21 protein-coding genes are annotated in these 22,365 nt (G+C 69.3%); 4 read left to right on the top strand and 17 right to left on the bottom strand.

The window, feature by feature from the left end; genetic code table 11:
- Positions 1–22: 22 nt before the first annotated feature.
- The 11 genes from lpxB to frr all read right to left on the bottom strand — a co-directional run bounded on the left by lpxB (position 23) and on the right by frr (position 12,054).
- Positions 23–1,192 carry a lipid-A-disaccharide synthase gene (gene lpxB, locus ABE438_RS03370; RefSeq protein ID WP_346501123.1) on the bottom strand — a complete coding sequence of 390 codons (1,170 nt, stop codon included), beginning with the start codon at positions 1,190–1,192 and terminating at the stop codon, positions 23–25.
- Entirely contained in the window at positions 1,189–2,037 is an 849-nt protein-coding gene (locus ABE438_RS03365) for an LpxI family protein (RefSeq protein ID WP_346501122.1), read from the bottom strand. Before ABE438_RS03365 ends, lpxB begins: the two co-directional genes overlap by 4 nt.
- 17 nt (positions 2,038–2,054) lie before the next feature.
- Positions 2,055–2,864: an acyl-ACP--UDP-N-acetylglucosamine O-acyltransferase gene (gene lpxA / locus ABE438_RS03360; RefSeq protein WP_346501121.1), complete on the bottom strand. Its 810-nt coding sequence runs from the start codon at positions 2,862–2,864 to the stop codon at positions 2,055–2,057.
- 61 nt (positions 2,865–2,925) lie between these two features.
- Positions 2,926–3,384 carry a 3-hydroxyacyl-ACP dehydratase FabZ gene (gene fabZ / locus ABE438_RS03355; protein ID WP_346501120.1) on the bottom strand — a complete coding sequence of 153 codons (459 nt, stop codon included), beginning with the start codon at positions 3,382–3,384 and terminating at the stop codon, positions 2,926–2,928.
- Between the two features lie 106 nt (positions 3,385–3,490).
- The gene (lpxD, locus tag ABE438_RS03350; RefSeq protein ID WP_346501119.1) at positions 3,491–4,552 is read right to left on the bottom strand and encodes a UDP-3-O-(3-hydroxymyristoyl)glucosamine N-acyltransferase; all 1,062 of its coding nucleotides are present in this window, start codon (positions 4,550–4,552) and stop codon (positions 3,491–3,493) included.
- A gap of 39 nt (positions 4,553–4,591) precedes the next feature.
- Positions 4,592–7,123, bottom strand: a complete 2,532-nt coding sequence (bamA, locus tag ABE438_RS03345) for an outer membrane protein assembly factor BamA (protein WP_346501118.1) — start codon at positions 7,121–7,123, stop codon at positions 4,592–4,594.
- Between the two features lie 258 nt (positions 7,124–7,381).
- Entirely contained in the window at positions 7,382–8,530 is a 1,149-nt protein-coding gene (rseP, locus tag ABE438_RS03340) for an RIP metalloprotease RseP (RefSeq protein ID WP_346501117.1), read from the bottom strand.
- A 22-nt stretch (positions 8,531–8,552) separates the two neighbouring features.
- Positions 8,553–9,728, bottom strand: coding sequence for a 1-deoxy-D-xylulose-5-phosphate reductoisomerase (dxr, locus tag ABE438_RS03335; RefSeq protein WP_346501116.1), 1,176 nt, complete (start codon positions 9,726–9,728; stop codon positions 8,553–8,555).
- 4 nt (positions 9,729–9,732) lie between these two features.
- Complete coding sequence (locus tag ABE438_RS03330) at positions 9,733–10,566, bottom strand: phosphatidate cytidylyltransferase (RefSeq protein WP_346501115.1); 834 nt, start codon at positions 10,564–10,566, stop codon at positions 9,733–9,735.
- Positions 10,563–11,330, bottom strand: coding sequence for an isoprenyl transferase (locus ABE438_RS03325; RefSeq protein ID WP_346501114.1), 768 nt, complete (start codon positions 11,328–11,330; stop codon positions 10,563–10,565). The genes ABE438_RS03330 and ABE438_RS03325 overlap by 4 nt, the downstream gene beginning before the upstream one ends.
- A gap of 160 nt (positions 11,331–11,490) precedes the next feature.
- A complete protein-coding gene (frr, locus tag ABE438_RS03320) occupies positions 11,491–12,054 on the bottom strand; it encodes a ribosome recycling factor (RefSeq protein ID WP_346501113.1) in 564 nt (187 codons plus the stop codon).
- 240 nt (positions 12,055–12,294) lie between these two features.
- Here frr and ABE438_RS03315 point away from each other — a divergent pair, with 240 nt between their 5' ends.
- Positions 12,295–12,711 (top strand): VOC family protein, encoded by a 417-nt coding sequence (locus ABE438_RS03315; RefSeq protein ID WP_346501112.1) that lies wholly within the window; start codon positions 12,295–12,297, stop codon positions 12,709–12,711.
- Between the two features lie 6 nt (positions 12,712–12,717).
- Here ABE438_RS03315 and pyrH read toward each other — a convergent pair whose 3' ends face one another.
- The 3 genes from pyrH to ABE438_RS03300 form a co-directional block, all read right to left on the bottom strand.
- Positions 12,718–13,425 carry a UMP kinase gene (gene pyrH, locus ABE438_RS03310; RefSeq protein WP_346501111.1) on the bottom strand — a complete coding sequence of 236 codons (708 nt, stop codon included), beginning with the start codon at positions 13,423–13,425 and terminating at the stop codon, positions 12,718–12,720.
- A 111-nt stretch (positions 13,426–13,536) separates the two neighbouring features.
- Positions 13,537–14,460 (bottom strand): translation elongation factor Ts, encoded by a 924-nt coding sequence (gene tsf / locus ABE438_RS03305; RefSeq protein ID WP_346501110.1) that lies wholly within the window; start codon positions 14,458–14,460, stop codon positions 13,537–13,539.
- 176 nt (positions 14,461–14,636) lie between these two features.
- On the bottom strand, positions 14,637–15,641 hold the full coding sequence (locus ABE438_RS03300; protein ID WP_346501109.1) for a 30S ribosomal protein S2: 1,005 nt from the start codon (positions 15,639–15,641) through the stop codon (positions 14,637–14,639).
- 306 nt (positions 15,642–15,947) lie between these two features.
- Here ABE438_RS03300 and ABE438_RS03295 point away from each other — a divergent pair, with 306 nt between their 5' ends.
- Entirely contained in the window at positions 15,948–16,673 is a 726-nt protein-coding gene (locus ABE438_RS03295) for a DUF3592 domain-containing protein (RefSeq protein ID WP_346501108.1), read from the top strand.
- Between the two features lie 77 nt (positions 16,674–16,750).
- Here the strand turns inward: ABE438_RS03295 and ABE438_RS03290 are convergent, their stop codons facing one another.
- A complete protein-coding gene (locus ABE438_RS03290; RefSeq protein WP_346501107.1) occupies positions 16,751–17,953 on the bottom strand; it encodes an ABC transporter substrate-binding protein in 1,203 nt (400 codons plus the stop codon).
- Positions 17,954–18,014: 61 nt separating this feature from the next.
- A complete protein-coding gene (locus ABE438_RS03285; protein WP_346501106.1) occupies positions 18,015–18,923 on the bottom strand; it encodes an alpha/beta fold hydrolase in 909 nt (302 codons plus the stop codon).
- Between the two features lie 103 nt (positions 18,924–19,026).
- Between ABE438_RS03285 and ABE438_RS03280 the strand changes: the two genes are divergently transcribed.
- Both ABE438_RS03280 and ABE438_RS03275 read left to right on the top strand, forming a co-directional pair.
- Complete coding sequence (locus ABE438_RS03280) at positions 19,027–19,539, top strand: MarR family winged helix-turn-helix transcriptional regulator (RefSeq protein ID WP_346501105.1); 513 nt, start codon at positions 19,027–19,029, stop codon at positions 19,537–19,539.
- 89 nt (positions 19,540–19,628) lie between these two features.
- Complete coding sequence (locus tag ABE438_RS03275) at positions 19,629–20,594, top strand: VOC family protein (protein ID WP_346501104.1); 966 nt, start codon at positions 19,629–19,631, stop codon at positions 20,592–20,594.
- A 126-nt stretch (positions 20,595–20,720) separates the two neighbouring features.
- Here the strand turns inward: ABE438_RS03275 and ABE438_RS03270 are convergent, their stop codons facing one another.
- Positions 20,721–22,250, bottom strand: a complete 1,530-nt coding sequence (locus tag ABE438_RS03270; RefSeq protein ID WP_346501103.1) for a UxaA family hydrolase — start codon at positions 22,248–22,250, stop codon at positions 20,721–20,723.
- Positions 22,251–22,365: the final 115 nt, after the last annotated feature.

Here is a 22,365-nt window from a genome sequence, read left to right as displayed (position 1 = left end):
ATGAAAGACGGGCCGTGCAGCCTCAGCGCCGCATCGTCAGCGCGAGCGCGCCCTCGACGGCATTGGCGGCCGGGCTCGCCCCGGCACTGCGGATCTCGCGCTCGACATCGCCGAAACCGTCCAGCTGCAGGCGGCGCGCCTCGCCCTCCGGGATGACCGCGAGCAACGCCGCAGCCAGCGCTGCCGGCGTCGCCTCCTCCTGGATGAACTCGGGCAGGATGCGCCGGCCGAGCACGAGATTGGGCAGGATCACGCTTGGCAGCTTGACCAGCCGACGCGCCAGGAAGGCCTCCCAGTCGGCGCCGCGATAGGCGGCGACCGTCGGCACCTGTGCCAGTGCCAGCTCCAGGGTCACCGTACCCGATGCCGCAAGCGCGGCGCGCGCGGTGCGGAAGGCCGCGAGCTTGGCTGGCTCGCCGGTCAGGATTTCGGGCTTCACCGGCCAGCCAGCGACGATACCGCGCAGCTCCTCGACCAGCCTTGGCACCGCCGGCATGGCGAAGCGGGCGCCCGGCACGACCTGCGCCACGCGGGCGATCGCCTCCCCGAAGACCGGCGTGAGGTGTCGGATCTCGGAGCGGCGGCTGCCGGGCAGCACCAGCACCAGCGGGTTCGCCGCGTCGGCCCGCAGTGCCGCCTCGGCAGCGCCGGGGCGCAGCTCGGGCAGACGCTCGGCCAGCGGATGGCCGACATAGACGGTCTCGGGCCCGCCGAGACGCGCCAGCGCCTCCGGCTCGAAGGGCAGCAGCGCCAGGATGCGGTCGACATAGGGCCGCATCCGCCGCGCCCGTCCCTGCCGCCAGGCCCAGACGCTCGGGCAGACCCAATGGGCGATCGGGATCGCCGGCTTCATGCGACGCAGCTTGCGCGCGACGCGCAGGCTGAAATCCGGGGAATCGATGGTCAGCAGCAGGTCGGGCTCGAAGGCCGCCGCCGCCTTGGCCGCATGCGACATCCGCCGCAGCAGCAGCGGCAGGCGCGCCACCACCGGGCCGAAGCCCATCACCGCGATGTCGTCCTGCGGGAAAACGCTCTCCAGCCCCTCGGCGATCAGCGCCTCGCCGCCGACGCCGCGCAGCACGAGCTCCCGCTCCCCCAGCCGCTCGCGCAGCCGGCGGACGAAGCGTACCGCGAGCGCGTCGCCCGAGGCCTCGCCGGCGACGATGAAGAGACGGAAGGGCGGCGCGCTCACGGCACGCCCACCACGAAGAGCCCGGCTGCATCGGCCCGCGCGGCGAGCGTCGCGCGGTCGCCGACGAGCACAGCCCCGGTGCGGACGGCGATGCCCGACAGCCCGGCCTCGACGGCGCGCACCACCGTGTCGACGCCGACCGCCGGCATGTCGACCCGCAAATCCTGGTTGCGCTTCGGTGCCTTGACCAGCACGCCGTCGCCCTTGCCGATGCGCAGGCGACCGCTCTTCACCATCGCCGCGACCCGCTCGAGCATGGCGTCGGTGCCTTCCGCCGCCTCGACCGCGACGACGCGATGATCGGCGATCACCGCGGCCTGGCCGATATCGAAGGGCGAGATCGCATCGAGCAGGGCAAAGCCGCGCTCGGCGGCTTCCATGGCCGGCGCCGTCGGCATCGTGCGGCCCATCGGGCCGGAGCCCGCGACGATCTCCGGAGCGATCTCCGCAGCTCCGCGCACCACCAGCCCCTGCCCTTCGAAGAAGCTGACCACACCGCGCAGCAGATGGTCGTCGCCGCCTTTGAAGGCGCGGGCGAAATGCGGGAGATATTTCAGCGTCGACAGCTCGGGCGCCAGCGCGCCGAAGCTCGGCCGCGGCAGCGCACCGATCATCACGATGTCGGAGATCCGGCGCCGCTTGACCTCGTCCATGAAGGCGCCGAGCTGGCCGAGCCGGTATTCGCGCCCTTCGAAGCCGGCGAAGTCGCCGATATCGGCGGCACCCGACAGCGCCACCACATAAAGCTCACGCCCTTGCGCGCGGGCGGCCTGCGCCACCTTGAGCGGATAGTCGCCGCTGCCGGCGACCAGCGCCAGGCGTCCCTCGGTTCCGGCTCCGGACATCGAGGCCGGCCCCGCCGTCACCGCTCGGGCGCGCCGAGGTCGACCGGGACGCAGATCGCGCGCTCGCCGCCATTGCGGATGAAGTCGAGGATCTCGTGGATCAGCGGATGCGCCGCGAATTCGGTCGCCACGTCCTCGACGCGCTCGGACAGCGTGCCCTCGGCGGCGAAGAGCAGGCGATAAGCGCGGCGCAATTCGTGGATCTGCTCGCGCGAAAAGCCACGACGCTTCAGCCCGACGAGGTTGAGCCCGGCGAGATGGGCGGGATTGTCGCGCACCATGCCGAAGGGGATCACGTCGTTCATCACGCCCGCGCCGCCGCCGATGAAGGCGTGGTCGCCGATGCGAACGAACTGGTGCAGGCCGGCACCACCGCTGACGATGACGAAGTCGCCGATGGTGACGTGGCCGGCGCACATCACATTGTTCGAGAAGATGACACTGCTGCCGATCACGCTGTCATGGCCGACATGGGAATTGGCCAGGAAGAAGCAGCGGTCGCCGACCACCGTCTTCATGCCGCCATGCTCGGTGCCCGGGTTCATCGTCACGCCCTCGCGGATGATGCACTCGGCACCGATCGCCAGCGTCGACGGCTCGCCGCGGTATTTCACGTCCTGCGGCGGATGGCCGATCGAGGCGAAGGGATAGATGCGCGTGCGCGCGCCGACACTGGTGCGTCCGGCGACAGCGACATGGCTGACGAGCTCGACGCCGTCGCCGAGTTCGACCTGCGGTCCCACGGTGCAGAACGGGCCGATGACGACGCCCGCGCCGAGCCGCGCGCCCGGGTCGACGACCGACATCGGATGGATCGTGGCGCTCATGAAGCAGGACCTGTCGAGAGTGTTGCGGCGAAGGACGATGGCGGCGCTGGCCGGCCTCGCCTCACATCACCATGGCGGAGAGCTCGGCCTCGGCGACGAGAACGCCGTCGACCTTGGCTTCGCCGCGATAGAACCAGATGTTGCGCTTGCGCGCGAGCTTGGTCAGGTGGAAGCGCAGGCTGTCGCCCGGCACGACCGGCTTGCGGAACTTGGCCTTGTCGATGGTGGTGAACAGCACCGTCTTCACCGCCATGTCCTCGTCGCCGCGCGCCGCGACGACCAGCACGCCGGCGGTCTGCGCCATCGCCTCGATCATCAGCACGCCCGGAAACACCGGCCGCTCCGGGAAATGCCCGGTGAACTGCGGCTCGTTGGCGGTGACGTTCTTGATGCCGATGCCGGATTCGTCACCATCCATCTCGATGACGCGGTCCACGAGCAGGAACGGATAGCGATGCGGGATGCAGGCCATGATCTTCTGGATATCGGCCACGCCGAGCGATTTCGTCGCTTCCGTCATCGTCCCAACTCTCCCATACCCCTGCCCGGCGCAGCGGAGCCACCTCTCGGGCGTGCCGTCCGCTCACCGGTTCCCTGCCGCTGATGTGCCGGAAGCGGCGCCGAGATCAAGCCTTTTCGCCGCCCTCGGGCTTGCCGCGCTTGCTGACGAGCTGCTTGAGCAGCGCCGCCTCGCGCGCCCAGCTGAGCGCCGGCTGCGCCGGATAGCCGCCATAGCGCGCGCCGCGCGGCACGTCGCCGGCGACGCCGCTCTGCGCGGCGATCTGCGCGCCCATGCCGATGGTCAGGTGCCCCGCGAGGCCGACCTGCCCGCCGAGCACGGCGAAATCCTCGAGCGTGCTGGAGCCTGCCATGCCGACCTGGGCACAGATCACGCAATGCCGGCCGACCACGCAGTTGTGGCCGATCTGCACGAGATTATCGATCTTGCTGCCCTCGCCGATCACCGTGTCGCGGCTGGCGCCGCGGTCGATGGTCGTGTTGGCGCCGATCTCGACATCGTCCTGAATGATGACGCGGCCGACCTGCGGCACCTTCATATGGCCCTTGGGGCTCATGGCGAAGCCGAAGCCGTCCTGGCCGATGCGCGCGCCCGGGTGGATGATCACCCGATTGCCGACGAAGCTGCATTGCAGCGTCGCGCCAGCGCCGATCGAGCAGTTGCGGCCGATGCGGACCTGCGGGCCGATGACAGCATGCGCGCCGATGACGCTGCCGGAGCCGATCTCGGCGCCCGGCCCGATCACCGCACCCGGATCGACCGTGACGTCGGCCTCGAGGCGCGCCGTGGCGTGCACGAAGGCGCCCGGCGCCACGCCGGTCGCGCCGAACACCGACTGCGGACGCAACGCCTCGGGATGGAAGGTCGCGAGCAGCTTGGCGAAGGCGTGATACGGGCCCGGCGTGACCAGCGCCACGGTGCCGGCCGGCACGCGGTCGGCGAAGCGCGACGAGACGAAGCACAGCCCGGCCTTGGTCGCAGCCAGCGCCGCGACATATTTCGGGTTGTCCATATAGGCCGCGTCGGCGGGCCCGGCCGTCTCGAGCGGCGCGACCGCCTCGACCCGCCGCGCCGGATCGGCGCCCTCGGGAAGGGTCAGGCCGCATAGCGAAGCGACCTCGTTGAAGGACAACGAGGCCGCGACAGGAAAGAAACTGGATTCTGCCATGAGAAGGTCCGTTGCAGGGCGATTGCTCGCCCTGCCGCGTCAGAAGCGCGTGCCGCCCGAGAAGCGGAAGGCCTGCGTCCGGTCGCCGCCGAACTTGCCGGTGATCCGGTCGCCGTTCGGCAGGATCGCCGTGCCCCACTGGCCGTCATCCTTCGACAGCGCATAGGCGTAGTCGAAGCGGATCGGGCCGAGCGGCGACTGCCAGAGCAGGCTGGCGCCGATCGAGGAGCGGATGACGTTCTTGTCGCGCACGCAGGCGACGTTGCTCTGGTAGCCGCCGACAATGGTCACGCCGAACTGGCGCGGCGCCGAACCGGTCGGGCAGCTGCCGAAGCCGGCATTGGTCACCGCCTTCGAGCCGCCGTCATAGTTGAACAGCGTACCGGCGTCCGCGAAGATCGCGCCCTTCAGGCCGAGATCGCGCGGCAGACCGAAGATCGGGAACTGCACTTCGAGCGAGGCACCGAAATAGGTGGTACCGCCGAGCGCGTTACCGGTCGGGTCGTTGAGCACGTCACGCGGACCGATGCCCGACGGCGCGAAGCCGCGAACCAGGCTCGGCCCGAGGAAGTAGTGGTCGATCATGCGCAGATCGCCGCTGGTGGCCTGGACGTGACCACCCTGGACGCGGGCGATACCGACGAAGTCCTCGAGGAATTCGCGATAATAGCGGGCGTCCGCCGCGATGCGCAGGAACTTCGAGTCGCCGCCGACACCGGCGAACTCCGGCTTGATCTCGGCGGTGAAGCCGTTGCGCGGGTTCTGGTAGTTGTCGAGCGAGTTGTAGTTGAGGTTGATGCCGACCAGCGAGGTCAGCGTCGTGCCGACCGCTTCCTTCACCGCCACCGTCGCCTCGCCATTGGTGAGGCAGTTGAAGTTGCGATCCGCAGCGATCGAGCCCGCCGCGCCAGGCGTGATGCCCGGAATCGCGATCGAGCAGTCGTTATAGGGATGCGCGGCGGTGTTCGGGATCTTGATCTCGGTCGAGTAGATCGAATAGCGCGGCGTGATCGAGAACTCTTCCGTGATCGGGAAGCTGAAGCGCACCTGGCCACCGGTCACGCGGCTCTCGAAATAGCCGATGTTCCGGTTGTCGTTGAACTTCGAGAACAGGTCGATACCCGCCGCGATGCGCCGGCCGAGGAAGTAGGGCTCGGTGAACGAGAAATCGATGCCCTGGGTGCGCTGACCCATCGTGCCGGCGATGCGGACGAACTGGCCGCGGCCGAGGAAGTTCGACTCCGAGAGCGAGACCTCGCCGATCACGCCGTCCGAGGTCGAGTAGCCGCCGGCGATCGAGAACGAACCGGTGGCCTTGTCCTCGACGTCGATGTTGACGATCACCCGGTCGGGCGCGCTGCCCGGCTCGTTGGTGATGCGGACCTTGTTGAAGAAGCCGAGATTGTTCAGGCGACGCTCGGCGCGGTCGACGAACACCTTGTTGTAGGCGTCACCCTCGCCGAGATCGAGCTCGCGGCGGACGACGTAGTCGCGGGTCCGGGTGTTGCCGCGCACGTTGATGCGCTCGACATAGACCCGCGGGCCCTCGTCGACGACATAGGTGATGCCGATCAGGTTGCCGGCGGCATCGCGGTCGCCGCGCGGACGGACCTGGGCGAAGGCGTAGCCACGGCGCGCCACCTCGGTGGTCAGCGTGACCAGCGAGCGCTCGACGGCCTCGGCATTGTAGGTGTCGCCACGGGAGGTCGCGACCAGGCCTTCGAGCGAGGCGGCGTCGACGTCGCGCAGCTGGGAATCGACCGCGACGCTGCCGACGCGGTACTGCGGGCCTTCGTCGACCGAGATGTCGATGATCCAGCCGCCCTGGGCGTCGTCGAAGCGGGCATCGCTCGCGACCACGCGGAAGTCGGCATAGCCGTTCTTCAGATAGTAGCGGCGGATCAGGTCGAGATCGGCCGAGATGCGGTCCGGATCATAGACGTCCGAGGTCTTCAGGAAGCTGAGGAAGTTCGACTCGGTCGAGTTCATCAGGTTCCGCAGGCGATAGGCCGAATAGACCTGATTGCCGTGGAAATTGATCGACTTGATGCCGGTCTTGCCGGCTTCGGCGACCGTGAACACCACGTCGGAGCGGCCGTTCGGCAGCGGCTGGATGCGGCCGGATACGGTGGCGCTGCCATAGCCGGCGCGACGATACACGTCCTTGAGGCGCTCGACGTCTGCGTCGATCAGCGACTGGCTCAGCGGACCGCCGGCCTTCGACTGGACCTGGCCGAGCAGCACGTCGCTCTTCAGGCGGCGATTGCCCTCGAAGGCCACGCGATTGATGTTGTCGTTCTCGCGGACGGTCACGACCGTCTGCGAACCGCGGCGCGCGACCTGGACGCTGCTGAACAGCCCGGTCGAGAGAAGCGCCTGACGGATCTCGGCAGGGCTGCCCGCCTGCCCCGCATAGGTGCGGATCGTCTCGGAATCGACCCGGCGGTTGCCCTGGACCACGACGGCCTGCGCGAACGCAACACCACCGCTTACCGCCAGCACGAATGCCGAAAGTCCGATCGATCGAGAGAGCCGGTTTCGCGAGGCTCGGCTCTGAAGCGTCGACGTCATCGGGTCGCCTATTCCATTTCTTAGGTCGCCACCCCGTGAGGGGGCCCGCACAGACGCGCAGGCTCGGCGACATTGAGAGACCAAACGCTTCTACAAAGTTTCCCGCGGGACGCAAACCTGCATTGTCGTTAACAAAGAGTTTTTACGAGGGACGTGGCTGTTAGGTCACGCGCCGGCCACGAAAAACGTCTTCGGACAACGGTTTAGCGGCAAGAAATCGCCACAATTCTCCGGCGCCGGCTACGGGCTTCCGGGCCCTCAGAGCAGCGATCTGACGTGGACGATGTCGTTCCAGGTTACGAACAGCATCAGCATGAGCACGAGTCCGAGTCCCATCCGGAACCCCAGCTCCTGCGCCCGCTCGCTCAGCGGTTTCCCGCGCACGGCCTCGACGGCGTAGAACATCAGATGCCCGCCATCGAGCATCGGCACCGGCAGCAGGTTCATCAGGCCAATCGAGACCGAGAGAATCGCCGCGAGGTTGATCAGCGCCAGCAGCCCGCCATTCGAGGCGACGACGCCGGATACCTGCGCGATGCGGATCGGGCCCGAGAGCTGGTCGGTCGATTCCTTACCCCGCACCAGCTTGGCGATGTAGTCGTAGGTCCGCTCGACCACGAACCAGGTCTCCGAGACGCCGAGCTTCAGCGAGCCGACCACGCCGTAATGCTGGGTCGACCAGTCCTGCGGCCGGCTCGAGGCCTGCACGCCGATGATGCCGAGGCGCTGCTTGCCCAGCGCGGTGGCGGTCTCGACGAGATCCGGCGTCACCGTGACCTGCCGGGTCTCGCCGCCGCGCTCGAAGGTGACGGCGAGCGGCTCCTCCGGACGCACCGAGATGATGCGCTGCATGTCGCCGAAGCTCGCTACCGGGCGGCCGTCGATCTGCAGGATGAGATCGCCCGCCTGCAGGCCGGCCCGGGCGGCGGCACCGGTCGCGACGACCTGGTCGACGCGCGGCGCCAGCACCGGCTTGCCGAAGATGAAGGCCGTGCCGGCGAAGATCGCGATCGCCAGCAGGAAATTCGCGATCGGGCCGGCGGCGACGATGGCGGAGCGCTCGGCCACCGACTGCGCCGGGAAGCTGCGCTCGCGCTGTTCGCGCGTCATCCCGGCCATCGACTCGTGATCGGTGGCGCTGGACGCGTCGGCATCGCCGGAGAACTTCACATAGCCGCCGAGCGGAATCAGCGCGAAGCGCCAGCGCGTGCCGTGCCGGTCGGTGAAGCCGAACAGTTCGCGGCCGAAGCCGATCGAGAAGGTGGTGACGTCGACACCGCACCAGCGGCCGACGAGGAAATGCCCGAGCTCGTGCACGAAGACCACGATGGTCAGGACGAACAGGAACGGCACGAGATAGCCGAGCAGGGAGCCCCCCGCGTGCCAGACCGACCCGATGATATCCATGGTACTCTCCCGCGCCCCGCCCCTAGGTGGCAGCGAAGCGGCCGTCCGACAAGAGTTCGCGGCTGCGATATCGCGTCTCGGAATCGATCGCGAGCGCCTCGGCCACGTCGGCGGGCGCGGCCCCGCTGCCGGCCGACGTGCAGACCTGCTCGACCAGCGCCGCAATCGCCGGGAACGGGATGCGCCGCGCCAGGAAGGCCTCGACCGCGACCTCGTTGGCGGCGTTCAGCACCGCGGCAGCCCTCCCGTCGGCCGCGAGCGCCGCCATGGCGAGGCGCAGCGCCGGGAAGCGCACGAGGTCCGGCCGCTCGAACGCCAGCGGCGCGCCGCCGGCGAGATCGAGGAATCGGTCGGAGGGCGCGTCGAGCCGCACGTCGACCCCGAGGCAATGGGCGGCGGCGACGCGCATGTCGGGCACCGAAAGCCCGGCGCTGACCGAGCCGTCGCGGAAGGTGACGAGGCCGTGGACGATCTGCTGCGGATGGACCAGCACGTCGAGCCGCTGCGCCGGCAGGCCGAACAGGAAGCGCGCCTCGATCAGCTCGAGACCCTTGTTCATCAGCCCGGCGGAATCGACGGTGATCTTGGCGCCCATCGCGTAATTGGGATGGGTTAGCGCCTGCTCCGGCGTGGCGGCAGCGATCTGCTCCGCCGTCCAGGTTCGGAACGGCCCGCCCGAGGCGGTCAGCGTCATGCGCGCGACCGCCGCGATCGGCTCGCGGCCGAGCGCCTGGTGCAGGGCGTTGTGCTCGGAATCGAGCGGCAGGATGCGGGCGCCGACCGCAGCCGCGCGTGCCATCACGGCCGCCCCGGCGCAGACAAGGCTCTCCTTGTTGGCGAGCGCCACGATGCGGCCCGGCGTCAGCGCCGCGAAGGTCGCCTCCAGCCCGGCGGCTCCGGAGATCGCGCTGACCACGATGTCGCTCTCCAGCGCCACCGCCGCCAGCACCGCCTCGCGGCCGGCGCCGCTGGCGATGCCGCTGCCGGCCAGTGCCTCGCGCAGCGCGGCCCCCTGCCCCGCATCGGCCAGGGCCGCGAAGCGCGCGCCGGTCTCGCGGGCGATCCGCGCCAGCCCGGCGACGTCGCGCCCGGCGACCACGGCGGCGACCGAAAGCCTCTCCGGGTTCTCGGCGATGACCGCACGGGTCGAGCGACCGATGGAGCCGGTCGCTCCCAGGAGGGTGACGGTGCGATGCATGCGCTCAGAGATCCAGCTGCGCGAGATAGAGCAGCAGCCCGCACAGAACCAGCACCGCCCAGTAGCCGTCGAGACGGTCGAGGAAGCCGCCATGGCCGGGGATCAGCCGGCTGGAATCCTTGGTGCCGAAGCGGCGCTTGATCGCGGATTCGAACAGGTCTCCGGCCTGGCTCGCCACCGAGGCGAGACAGGAGACCGCCAGCACGGTCACCGCGGTCGACCAGCCCGGCGCCGGGAACAGCGCCCAGACCGCCGCGCCGCCCGCCATGCCGGCCGCGGTGCCGCCGAGCGCGCCGGACCAGGTCTTCTTCGGGCTGACGCGCGGCATCAGCTTCGGCCCGCCCAGCGCGCGCCCGGTGAAATAGGCGGCGATATCGGTGAACCAGACGACCGCGAAGGTCCAGATCACCAGACCGAGGCCGATCCCCGGAAATTCGCGCAGCGCGGGCGTGACCAGCGCGAAGACCAGCGCATAGGCGATGCCGCAGGCTTCCAGCCCCGTCCGGTTCTCCAGGCGCGGCGTCAGCACGGCCCCGGCGAGCGCGGCCAGCGCCCCCGCCCCGGCGAGCGCGGCGGCCGAGACCGGCAGCGCGGCGAGCAGGAGGCCGGCCAGCACCACGCCGGCACCGGCCGCGACGGCGACCGGCCGGCGGCTGCCGACGATCGCCAGCCATTCATAGGCGACGAGGCCCGCCACCAGGATCCAGAGCAGGCGGAAGGGCCAGCCGCCCCAGAGCGTCGCGGCCAGCACGACCGCCGCGAGAACCAGCGCCGAGATGACGCGCAGCCGCAGCTCGGAGGCGCCGGGCTTCACGCCGCCCGGATCGGAGCCATTCACGCGACCCCCACGGACCGCGAGGTCACGCTGCCGATACCGCCATAGCGCCGCTCGCGCCGGCGATATTGCGCGATCGCCTCGTCCAGCGCCTCGCGGTCGAAATCCGGCCAGAGCACGGGGGTGAAGACGAACTCCGCATAGGCGGCCTGCCAGAGCAGGAAGTTGGAGACGCGCGTCTCGCCGGATGTGCGGATCACGAGGTCGGGGTCCGGGAGGTCGGCCGTATCGAGCCTGGCCGACAGCGCCTCCTCGGTGATCGCCGACGGCGACAGGCGTCCGGCAGCGACCTCCTCGGCCAGTGCCCGCGCCGCCCTGACCATCTCGTCGCGCGAGCCGTAATTGAAGGCGATCACCAGGGTGAGACCGGGATTGCCCTGGGTCATCGCCTCGGCGCGCTCGATCAGCGCGCGCAGGTCGGCGGCGAGATCGGCACGGTTGCCGATGATGCGGACGCGCACGCCCGCCTGGTGCAACTCGATCAGGTCCTTCTCGACGAAGCGGCGCAGCAGCCCGAGCAGGAAGGAGACCTCGGTCTGCGGGCGGCGCCAGTTCTCGGTCGAGAAGGAATAGAGCGTCAGGAAACGGATGCCGGCATCGGCGGCGTTGCGGACCGTGCGACGCAGCGCCTCGAGCCCGCGGCGATGCCCCTCCTGCCGCGGCAGGCCGCGCATCTGCGCCCAGCGACCATTGCCGTCCATGATGATCGCGACATGGTCCGGAACCGCTTCGGGACCGGACGAAGACTGGCGCGCGCCCTCTGACATTCCGGTGCCTCTTTGGGCGGGTGCCCTGCCGGTTGACCGTATCGGCCCGGCCGTCGCGCGCCCGGCGGGCGCGGCTGGCGATCGGGAGTGCTGGTGCCGGCGGTCGGTGACGGCCGGCACCCGTCTCGTCGCCCCGGTCGGCGGACCGGGGCCTGCGGGCTCAGACCTGCAGGATTTCCTTCTCCTTCGAGGCCAGCGCCTGGTCGATGTCGGCGACGTGCTTGTCGGTCGCCTTCTGCACCTGCTCGGAGGTGCGGGTGACGTCGTCCTTGGGCATGTGCCCGTCCTTCTCGAGCTTCTTGATCAGGTCGATGCCGTCACGGCGCACATGGCGGACGGCGACCTTGGCCTCCTCCGCGTATTTATGCGCGACCTTGACCATCTCCTTGCGGCGCTGCTCGTTCAGCTCGGGGATGCGGATGCGCAGCACCTGCCCCTCGGTCTGCGGGTTGAGGCCGAGATCGGATTCGCGGATCGCCTTCTCGACGGCGTTGACCATGCTGCGGTCCCAGACCTGCACCGAAAGCAGGCGTGGCTCGGGGACGCTGACGGTCGCGAGCTGGTTGAGCGGCGTGCGCGCGCCATAGGCCTCGACCTGGATCGGGTCGAGCACGTTCGCCGAGGCGCGGCCGGTGCGCAGCGACGCCAGGTCGTTCCTGAACGACTGGACTGCGCCGTCCATGCGGCGGTTCAGATCGGCGAGGTCGAAAGTCGTCTGGGCCATCGTCATCAAAACCTTGTCGAAACCCGGCCGGTGCCGGGCTGGAAATGCGCGCGACCATGGCGAGCACCCGGCGCAGGGTCAAGGATTTCATGCTCGTGCCATACTGTGGCACGTCATTCCGTTAGGGAAAACGAACGCCCCCCGCGGCGCTCTGCCCGGTTGCTTCTACCGCTCCGCAGAGGCAGGGACTGCGACGACACGCTCCCGGCTGCCAGCCGGAGCCTCGACTTGGAGCCCCCCATGCCGACACTTGGCCGCATTCTCGAAACCGCCCTCTACGTGGACGACCTCGCCCGCGCCGCCACCTTCTACGAGACCGTGCTGGGGCTGAGTGCGATGCTGGAGACGCCGACGCTGCGTGCCTATGACGTCGGCGGCGCCAGCGTGCTGCTGCTGTTCAAGCGCGGCGCCTCGCTGAAGACGCAGGCCTCCCCCGGCGGCTCCATCCCGCCGCATGACGGCAGCGGGCCGCAGCATATCGGCTTCGCGGTCACCGCCGAGGCACTGAAGGACTGGGAGGACCGCCTCGGCGCCGCCAGCGTCGCCATCGAGGGCCGGATGAACTGGGACCAGGGCGGCACCAGCATCTATTTCCGCGACCCCGACGACAATATGCTCGAGCTGCTGACGCCCGGCCTGTGGCCGAACTATCGCTGAGCCGCCTCAGGGCGTGACATAGGTCGCCCGGCCCTCGCCGCGCAGCACAGCGGCGAGCATGCCCGGCTCGGCGATCGAGAACACCACGATGGTCAGCGCCGCGTCGCGCGCCAGCGCGAAGGCGGCGGTGTCCATCACCTTGAGGTCGCGGGTGATCGCCTCGACATGGGTGAGCTGGTCGAAGCGGACCGCGCTCGGGTCCTTCTTCGGATCGGCGGTATAGACCCCATCCACCTGAGTCGCCTTGAGCAGATGGCTGCAGCCGAGCTCGGCCGCGCGCAGCGCCGCGCCGGTGTCGGTGGTGAAATAGGGATTGCCGGTGCCGCCGCCCAGGATGACCACCTTGCCGTTGGTGAGATGGTCGAGCGCACGCTTGCGGGCGTAGCTCTCGCAGAGCGAGGGCATCGGCACCGCCGACATGGCGCGCGCAGGGGCGCCGGCGCTCTCGATCGCGTGCTCCAGCGCCAGCGCGTTCATTACCGTACCCAGCATGCCGATCGAATCGGCACTGGTCCGGTCCAGGCCCTTGGTCAGGCCCTGCACGCCGCGGAAGAAGTTGCCGCCGCCGACCACGATGCCGATCTCGACGCCCTCACGGGCCGCCGCGGCGATATCGGCGGCAAGCGCCGTCAGCGTCGCGCCGTCCAGCCCGGAGCCGGAGGCGCCCGCGAGCGCTTCGCCGGAGAGCTTCACGAGAACACGTTGGGGTCTCATCGGGGGCTCTCCTTCCATGACGCCGTGACGGCCGGCGATTCGACCGGCTCGTTCTACATACAAAAAAGGCCGCGCGTCGCGCGGCCTTTCTGTCGACTATCAACCAGCCTGTCAGCCGGCGGAGCCACCGGCGGCGGCGACCTCGGCCGCGAAGTCGGTCTCTTCCTTCTCGATGCCCTCGCCAAGCGCGAAGCGGGCGAAGCCAGTGATCGTCACCGGGGCGCCGAGCTTGCCCTCGGCCTCCTTGAGCACCTGGCCGACCGACTTGGAGCCGTCATGGATGTAGGCCTGCTCGAGCAGGGTATACTCCTTGGCGTAGCTCTTCATGCCGCTCTCGACGATCTTGGCGAGGACGTGCTCGGGCTTGCCGGCGTTCTTCTCGGCGAGAATGGCCTTCTCGCGCTCCAGCACGGCCGGATCGACCGAGGCGATGTCGAGGCCGACCGGGTTCGACGCGGCGACGTGCATGGCGATCTGGCGACCCAGCGCGGCGAGCTCCTCGCTCTTGCTGGTGGTCTCCAGGCCGACCACGACGCCGATCTTGCCGAGGCCGTCGGCGACCGAGCCGTGCACATAGGAGCCGATATGGCCATGGGCGACCTGGACCTCGGCGACGCGGCGCAGCGTCATGTTCTCGCCGATGGTGGCGATGGCGTTGGCGATGGCGTCGCCGACGGTGCCGCCGCCCGGATAGTGATGCGACGACAGGGCCGCCACGTCGCCGCCCTTCTCCAGGGCCACGTCGGAGATCGAGCGGGCCAGCGCCTGGAATTCGAGGTTGCGGGCGACGAAGTCGGTCTCGGAGTTCAGCTCGACCACGACACCGCGGTTGTCACGCACCGCGACGGCGACGAGGCCCTCGGCGGCGACGCGGCCGGCCTTCTTGGCGGCCTTGGCGAGGCCCTTGGTGCGCAGCCAGTCGATCGCGGCCTCGAGGTTGCCGTCGGTCGCGGCGAGCGCCGACTTGCAGTCCATCATGCCCGCGCCGGTCTTGTCGCGCAGTTCCTTCACGAGTGCTGCGGTGATCGCTGCCATGGTCTTGTGTCCTTGCTGTTCAGCGCGACCCCTCGCCGGGCGACGGACCGCTTCATCGAAACGGAAAGGCCGAAGGGCGAACGCCGACGCTCCGTTTCCGGTCGTCGGCGCTGCTTCGACTTCAAATCATGTCCCGGATGCGACACGCCGATGACGCGCCGCATCGCGGGCGGCAATCACGCGTCGCTGAGTTCGCGAGCCTGGGCGACCCAGCCCTCGCGCTCCAGGCGGCCGGCAAGCTTCAGGTCGTGGTCGACCTTGGTGACCTCGGCCGGCGACATGGCGGCGAGCTGCCAGAAGTGGAAGATGCCGCCGTCGTTGAGCTTCTGCACGGTCTCGGGGCCCATGCCAGACAGGCGCATGAAGTCGTCCGGGGCGCCGCGCGGCGCGGTCAGCAGCTCGAAGACCTGGCCTTCGGCGGCGACCGGCTCGGCCAGCGCGGTCTCGACGACCGGGGCCTCGGCGGCGCCGAGATCGATGCCGGAATCGCCCGAGGCGCGCGAGATGCCGTCGATGGCCGAACGAGCGATCAGGTCGCAATAGAGCTGGATGGCGCGGCCGGCGTCGTCATTGGCCGGGACCGGGAAGGTGATGCCGTCCGGATCCGAGTTCGAATCGACGATCGCGGCGACCGGGATCCCGAGGCGCTGAGCCTCCTTGATCGCCAGCTGCTCCTTGTTGGTGTCGATCACGAAGATCATGTCCGGCACGCCGCCCATGTCCTTGATGCCGCCGAGCGCGCGCTCGAGCTTGTCGCGCTCGCGCGCCAGCATCAGGCGCTCCTTCTTGGTCAGGCCGACGCCCGAACCCGAGAGCAGCTCGTCGACCTTGCGCAGGCGCTGGATCGAGGCCGAGATGGTCTTCCAGTTGGTCAGCATGCCGCCGAGCCAGCGGGAGTTGACGTAGTACTGGGCCGAGCGCTTGGCGGCGTCGGCGATGGCGTCCTGCGCCTGGCGCTTGGTGCCGACGAACAGCACGCGGCCGCCACGGGCCACCGTGTCGCTGACCGCCTGCAGGGCGCGCGAGAGCATCGGCACCGACTGCGAGAGGTCGAGGATGTGGATGTTGTTGCGCGTGCCGTAGATGAACGGCGACATCTTCGGGTTCCAGCGGTGAGCCTGGTGGCCGAAGTGAGCGCCGGCCTCGAGCAGCTGGCGCATGGAGAAATCGGGCAGAGCCATGTTATCGTCGTCCTTCCGGTTGAGCCTCTGGGAAGCGAATGAGCCCACCATGCTCTGGCGGGTCACCGGGACGCCTCGGAAACGAGGTGATGCTTCCCATGTGGAATGCGCCGCGCCATACACGTGCCAGCGCGGGATTGCAAGGCTTACGCGGTCTTTCGCCGCCCGCCGCGCCGGCGGGCCGGGCCGCGGCGGCGGCGCGAACACACGGGAATCGGCGCGGAATCGGACGCTGCAACGCGGCTTCGCCGCGCCCGTCCCACACAGACACAAACCCGGCCACCTGCGCCGGGACACGGATGGACCATGTCGCTTTTTCGCACCATCGGCTCGATCTTTCTGCTCGTCGGCCTCTGCCTGCTCGGTACGGCCCTCTACCTCTTCGAGTCGCAGCGGCGCTTCGAGCACACGGCCCTGAGGGCGAGCGGCACGGTGATCGACCTGGTGCTGAAGACGCATACGCGCTCGGGCAGCGGCAGCATGAGCGAGAGCTCGACCGGCTATTCCGCCCGCGTCACCTTCGAGGCGCGCGACGGCAGCCGCCACGAATTCGTCGACCGCGTCTCGTCGAGCCCGGCGCGCCATCGCAAGGGCCAGAGCGTCGCGGTGCTCTACGATCCGGCCGCTCCCGGCGATGCGGTGATCGACGAGCGCTTCGCCCGCTTCGGCATCGTGATCATCATGGCGCCGCTCGGGCTGCTCCTCAGCCTCCTGGGCGGCGTCTTCGTCGCCGTGCCGATGCTGCAGCAGAGGCGCGTGCGCCGGCTCATCGCCGGCGGCGACGCCATCACCACGCGCTTCCAGCGGGTCTATCTCGATGAGGGGCTGTCGGTGAACGGCCGCAATCCCTACCGCGTGGTGACGCAGGCCATCCATCCCGCCACCGGCAAGCTCCAGGATTTCGTCAGCGAGCCGATCTGGGTCGATCCGAGCGAGCTCTTGCAGGACGAGCCGATCCGCGTGCTGATCGACCGGCGCAGGCCGAAGCTGCACCATGTCGATCTCTCGCCCTATGTCGCGCCGGAGGAGTGACCGGCGCCCGGCGTAGTATTGCAAGCCGGCACGCCCGCTCTGCTTGCCGACGGCGCGGGCGTGCGGACGGCTCCCCGTCAGGGCTTGGCGGCGGCGCAGCGCGTCTCGCTGAGCGGCCAGACGGTGTCCTCCGGCGGGATGGTCCGGACGATCTCGAAATAGTCCCACGGCCCCTTGGAATCGGCCGGCTTCTTGACCCGCGCGAGATACATCTCGCGCAGCACGCGGCCATCGGCGCGGATGCTGGCGCGCTTGGTGAAGGCATCCTCGATCGGCATCGCCTTCATGGCGGCGGCGACCTTGTCCGGATCGTCGGTGCCGGCGGCCCGGACGGCCTTGAGATAGTGCAGCACGGCGCCATAGGTGCCGGCCTGCAGCATGGACGGCATCATGCCGGCCCGCTCGAGGAACTGCTTCGACCAGGCGCGCGCAGCGTCGTCGGTATCCCAGTAGGAGGCGGTGGTCAGGTAGGTGCCCTGCGTGGCGGCGAGGCCGAGGCTGTGCACGTCCTGCAGGAAGAAGATCAGTGCCGCCAGGCTCTGGCCCTGCTCGACCAGCCCGAATTCGCCGGCCTGCTTGATGGTGTTGATCGTATCGCCGCCGGCATTGGCGATGCCGATCACCTTGGCGCCCGAGGCCTGCGCCCGCAGCAGGAAGGACGAGAAGTCGGGATTGTTGAGCGGATGGCGCACCGCGCCGAGCACCTTGCCGCCATTGGCCTCGACCACATCGGTCGCGTCCTTCTGGAGCTGGTGGCCAAAGGCGTAGTCGGAGGCCAGCATGAACCAGGAGGTGCCGCCCGCCTTCACCACGGCCGACGCCGTGCCGCGCGAGACGGCATAGGTGTCGTAGGTCCAGTGGAAGCCATAGGGCGAGCACTGCTCGTTGGTGAGCGCGGTGGTGCCGGCGCCCGAGAACATCACGATGCGCTTCTTCTCTTTCGCCATGCCCTGCACGGCCAGCGCGATCGCCGAATTCGGGATGTCGACCAGCGCGTCGACCTTGTCGACGTCCATCCACTGGCGCGCGATCGAGGTGCCGAGGTCCGGCTTGTGCTGGTGATCGGCGAAGACGATCTCGATCTTCTTGCCGAGCACGGTCCCGCCGAACTCCTTCACCGCGAGCTCGGCGGCGATCACCGAGCCCTTGCCGGTGATGTCGGCTGTCACGCCGGTCATGTCCGTCAGGACACCGATCTTCACCACGTCGTCGCTGACCTGCGCCAACGCCGGCGCGACGGCCAGCGCCATCAGCGCGCCGCCGACCAGAAGCGATCTCATCGGGCTTCCTCCCTTTGCGCAGCCCGTCGCCTTCATGGCCCGGACGCTGCCGTTCTCGTCGTCACAGGCCCCTGGACGAAAGCCAGTCGCCGATCAGCGCCGCGATCTCGGCGCTGTTGTCCTCGCACATGGTCATGTGGCCGTTGCCGGCGATGCCGCGATCCGGCAGCCAGACGAATTCGGCCCCGAGATAGCGCGCGGTCGCCTCGTCCACGGCGCGCGGATGGCGCGGGTCGCAATCGCCGGTCACCACCAGGATCGGGATCTCGGCCAGTGCCTCCGGCCCGGCGATGTGCAGCCCCCGGCCGCCGATGTTGAAGCGCTCGTTCATCAACCTTGCGCTCTCTGGCACGATCGAGCGCCGGTAGCTCTCGAAGGCGCCCTGCGGGAAACGCCGGCTGTTGGCCCAGTAGCTGCGCATGAACTCCGGCGACATGAACAGCGGCGCATCCTCCTCGACGTGCACCGGGCAGCCGAGGCTCTCGTCGTCCTTCAGCCGCGCCACCGCCTCGGCATCGTCGGGGAGCGCCTGCAGCAGGTTGGCAGGCGCGCCGGGCGCGACGCCGATGATCGCCGCCACCGCCTGCGGGCTGCGCTCGGCGATCCACCAGGCCATCGGGCCGCTGGCGGAATGCACGAGGAGCACGGCCGGGCCGATCTCCTCCAGCAGCACTTGCAGGCTGCGCGCGATCTCGACGCTCGACAGCCTGGCGAAATCCGGCCGCATCGGCGAGCGGCCATGCCCCGGCCAATCAGGCACGAAGACGTCACGGCCGGCCTGCGCGAAGAGCGGCGCCCAGCCGGGGCGGCCATCGGGCGTCGCGAGATAGCAGGCGCCGGTATGGCCGCCGCCATGTACCAGCACGATCGGCAGGCTTCCCTGCCCGCTGCCCGCGAGATGATCGACATAGACCGGATGCTCGGCCGTACCCGAATAGAAGCAGCGTCGGGACGCAGGCTCGGCGGTCATCGTCATCCTCCCCGGCCACGGTTCGTCGACGATCCGACGCCGTGCCTTCAGATGGCGGGGATGCTAGGGTCCGGCCATGTCGGACGCAACCAAAAAGTCTAATGTGAGACCAATCCAACCGCAGGCCGAAGCGCCGGATCCCGAGGCCGCGGCGCGGCTCGCCATCATGGACGGTACGGCGATCCCGACGGCCTACAAGCTCGGCTACGTGCTGAACTTCTATCGCGAGCCCTCCTTCCGGGCGATCGAAACCGAGTTCGGCCTGACACGGCCCGAGATCGTCATCCTGATCTTCCTGACGGTGCGCGACGGCGCGACGGCGAGCGAGTTCTGCGAGTTCTCGGGCCACCTGAAGGCCAGCGTCAGCCGCGCTGTGATTCTGCTGGAGAAGAAGGCCCTGATCCGCCGCGAGCCCGACCCGGCCGACAGCCGCCGCCAGCGCCTGTTCCTGACCTCCGCCGGCCAAACCCTCTACCAGCGCTACATCCCGATGCTCGCGACCCGAGAGAACGCGATGCTCGCCTGTCTCGACGCAAGCGAGAAGGCACAGCTCGGCCTCCTGCTCGACAAGCTCGCCGCCCATGTCCCGAGCTGGGGCCGCGCCTCCGAGCTCTGAGGCCCTCGCAGGCTTGTGAGATGCGGCGCGGCGGCGGGAATGCTCTTGCAACCGGGCGAACGCAGCGAGGCCGCCGCGACGGGAGCGCCATGATCATCGACCTGACCCGCCGAACCCTGCTGACCCTGGCCGGCGGCGCCGCGCTCGCCGGGGCGGCTCGTGCGGAAAGCGGCGCGGCCGGCCCCGGCGGCGCGCAGCCCGGCTTCGCACAGGCCACGCCGATCCGCTGCGGCGCGGTCGGCCTGCGCGTGCGCGACATCACGCGGATGAGCGGCTTCTACCAGTCCGTGCTCGGGCTTACGCCGATCTCGATCAGCGCCGACGGCGTGATCCTCGGCGCCGGCGGCGTGCCGCTGCTCTGGCTCGAACCGCGGCCGGCGGCGGGATTGGCGCCGCGCAGCGAGGCCGGCCTGTTCCACACCGCCTTTTTGATGCCATCGCGGCGGGATCTGGCGCGCTGGCTTGTCCATGTCGCGCGCAACCGCACGGCGCTGACCGGCTTCGCCGACCACAGCGTCAGCGAGGCGGTCTATCTCGACGATCCCGAGGGCAACGGCATCGAGGTCTATGCCGACCGCGACCCGGGCGTCTGGCGCTGGCAGGACGGCCAGGTGGTGATGGGCACGCACCAGCTCGACGTCGACGGCATCCTCGCCCTGACCGACACCACCCGCAGCGACTATGCCGACGCGCCGGCCGGCCTGCGCATCGGCCATGTCCATCTCAAGGTCGGCGATGTCGCGCAGGCAGAGGGCTTCTATCGCGAGGCGGTCGGCCTCGATGCCACCGCGCGGCGCGAGTCCGCCAGCTTCCTGTCATCGGGGCGCTATCACCACCATCTCGCGCTGAACAGCTGGAACAGCGCCGGCGCCGGCCCGCGCGATCCCGCCCGCACCGGGCTCGACTGGCTCTCGCTTGAGGTGGCCGATCCCGCCCTGCTCGCCGCCCAGCGCCGGCGGATGGAAGAGGCCGGCCAGACTCCGGCCACGGTGTCCCGCGGCTTCGAGACGATCGATCCCTGGGGAACGCGGCTCAGGCTGGTGAGCGTTGCCTGAACCGTCATGCTCGCCCTTATGGCGAGCATCCATGTCTCGAACACCGTCTTCGATCAGCGAAGACGCGCATGGTCGGGACAAGCCCGACCATGACGAAGCGGTGTGCGTTGCGCCCGAAGGCGCTTCTCACATCGTCGCGCCGATCTGCCAGGGCACGAACTCGGCGTCGCCATAGCCGAGCTGCTCCGACTTGGAGCGCTCGCCCGAGGCGACCAGCAGCAGCTTGTCGAAGATCTCGCGGCCCTTCTGCTCCAGCGTCACGCCGTCGAGCACGTCGCCGCAATTGATGTCCATGTCGTCGATCATCTTCTCGTAGATCGGCGTGTTGGTGGCGAGCTTCACCGAGGGCGTCGGCTTGCAGCCATAGGCCGAGCCGCGGCCGGTGGTGAAGGCGAGGATATTGGCGCCGCCCGCCACCTGGCCCGTCGCCGCGACGGGGTCGTAGCCGGGCGTGTCCATGTAGACGAAGCCCTTCTCGCGCACCGGCTCGGCATAGTGGTAGACCGCCGAGAGCGTCTTGGTGCCGCCCTTGGCGGCCGCGCCGAGCGACTTCTCCAGGATGGTGGTTAGCCCGCCCGCCTTGTTCCCCGGCGAGGGGTTGTTGTTCATGCTCATCCGGGCGCGCTCGGTATAGTCCTCCCACCACTTGATGATGCCGACGAGCTTCTCGCCGACCTCGCGCGTGGCGGCCCGGCGGGTGAGCAGGTGCTCGGCGCCATAGATCTCGGGCGTCTCGGACAGGATCGCCGTGCCGCCATGCTCGACCAGCAGGTCGACCGCGGCGCCCAGCGCCGGGTTGGCGGTGATGCCGGAATAGCCGTCGGAGCCGCCGCACTGCAGCGCCAGCGTCAGCTCGGAGGCCGGCACCGTCTCGCGCGAGACGCGGTTGGCGATCGGCAGCATGGTTTTCAGCGCCTCGACGCCGGCCGCGACCGACTTCCGGGTGCCGCCCGTCTCCTGGATCGTCATGGTGCGGAAGATGTCGCTCTCCTCCACGCCATAGGCTTCCTTCATGCGCTTGATCTGGAAGCCCTCGCAGCCCAGGCCGACGACCAGCACCGCCGCCATGTTGGGATTGCAGGCATAGCCCCAGGTGGTGCGCTTCAGGACCTCGAAGCTCTCGCCATTGTAGTCGATGCCGCAGCCGGTGCCGTGGGTCAGCGCGATCACGCCATCGACATTGGGATAGTCGGCGAGGATGCCCGAACGCTTGACTTCCTCGGCCATGAAGCGGGCGGCCGAGGCCGAGCAGTTCACCGAGGTCAGGATGCCGACATAATTGCGCGTGCCGGCCCTTCCATCCTTGCGGCGGAAGCCCTGGAAGGTGGCCTGCTGCTCGACCGGCAGCACGAATTCGGGCTTCGCCTCGGCGGCATAGGCATAGTCGCGCTCGAAGGACTGGAAGCCGGTATTGTGCTCGTGCACCCACTCGCCCGGTGGGATGTCGACGGTCGCGAAGCCGATGATCTGGCCGAACTTGCGGATCGGCTCGCCGGTCGCGATCGGCGCCAGCGCGATCTTGTGGCCGCGCGGCACCCGCTTGAGCGCCTGGACCCCGGCAGCGGTGACGCCGATGTCGATCGGGTCCACGGCGACGGCAACGTTGTCGGCGGCATTGAGCTTCAGCGTGCGGGGCTGAGCGACTTTATCGAGCATGATCGTGACCTTGGGCTGGCGTCATAAGTGCGCCTTGCCAGGAGCATCGCGCCGAATGCGGCTTTTTTCAATCGTTTCAAGGAGCGGGGCACATGCGCCCCGCGCCGGTCCGGCA

The sequence above is a fragment of the Allobosea sp. TWI1241 genome (assembly GCF_039673065.1).
Lineage (GTDB): Bacteria > Pseudomonadota > Alphaproteobacteria > Rhizobiales > Beijerinckiaceae > Allobosea.
Note: the sequence above shows the minus strand (reverse complement) of the source record. Positions and strands in the feature narration are given on the sequence as shown.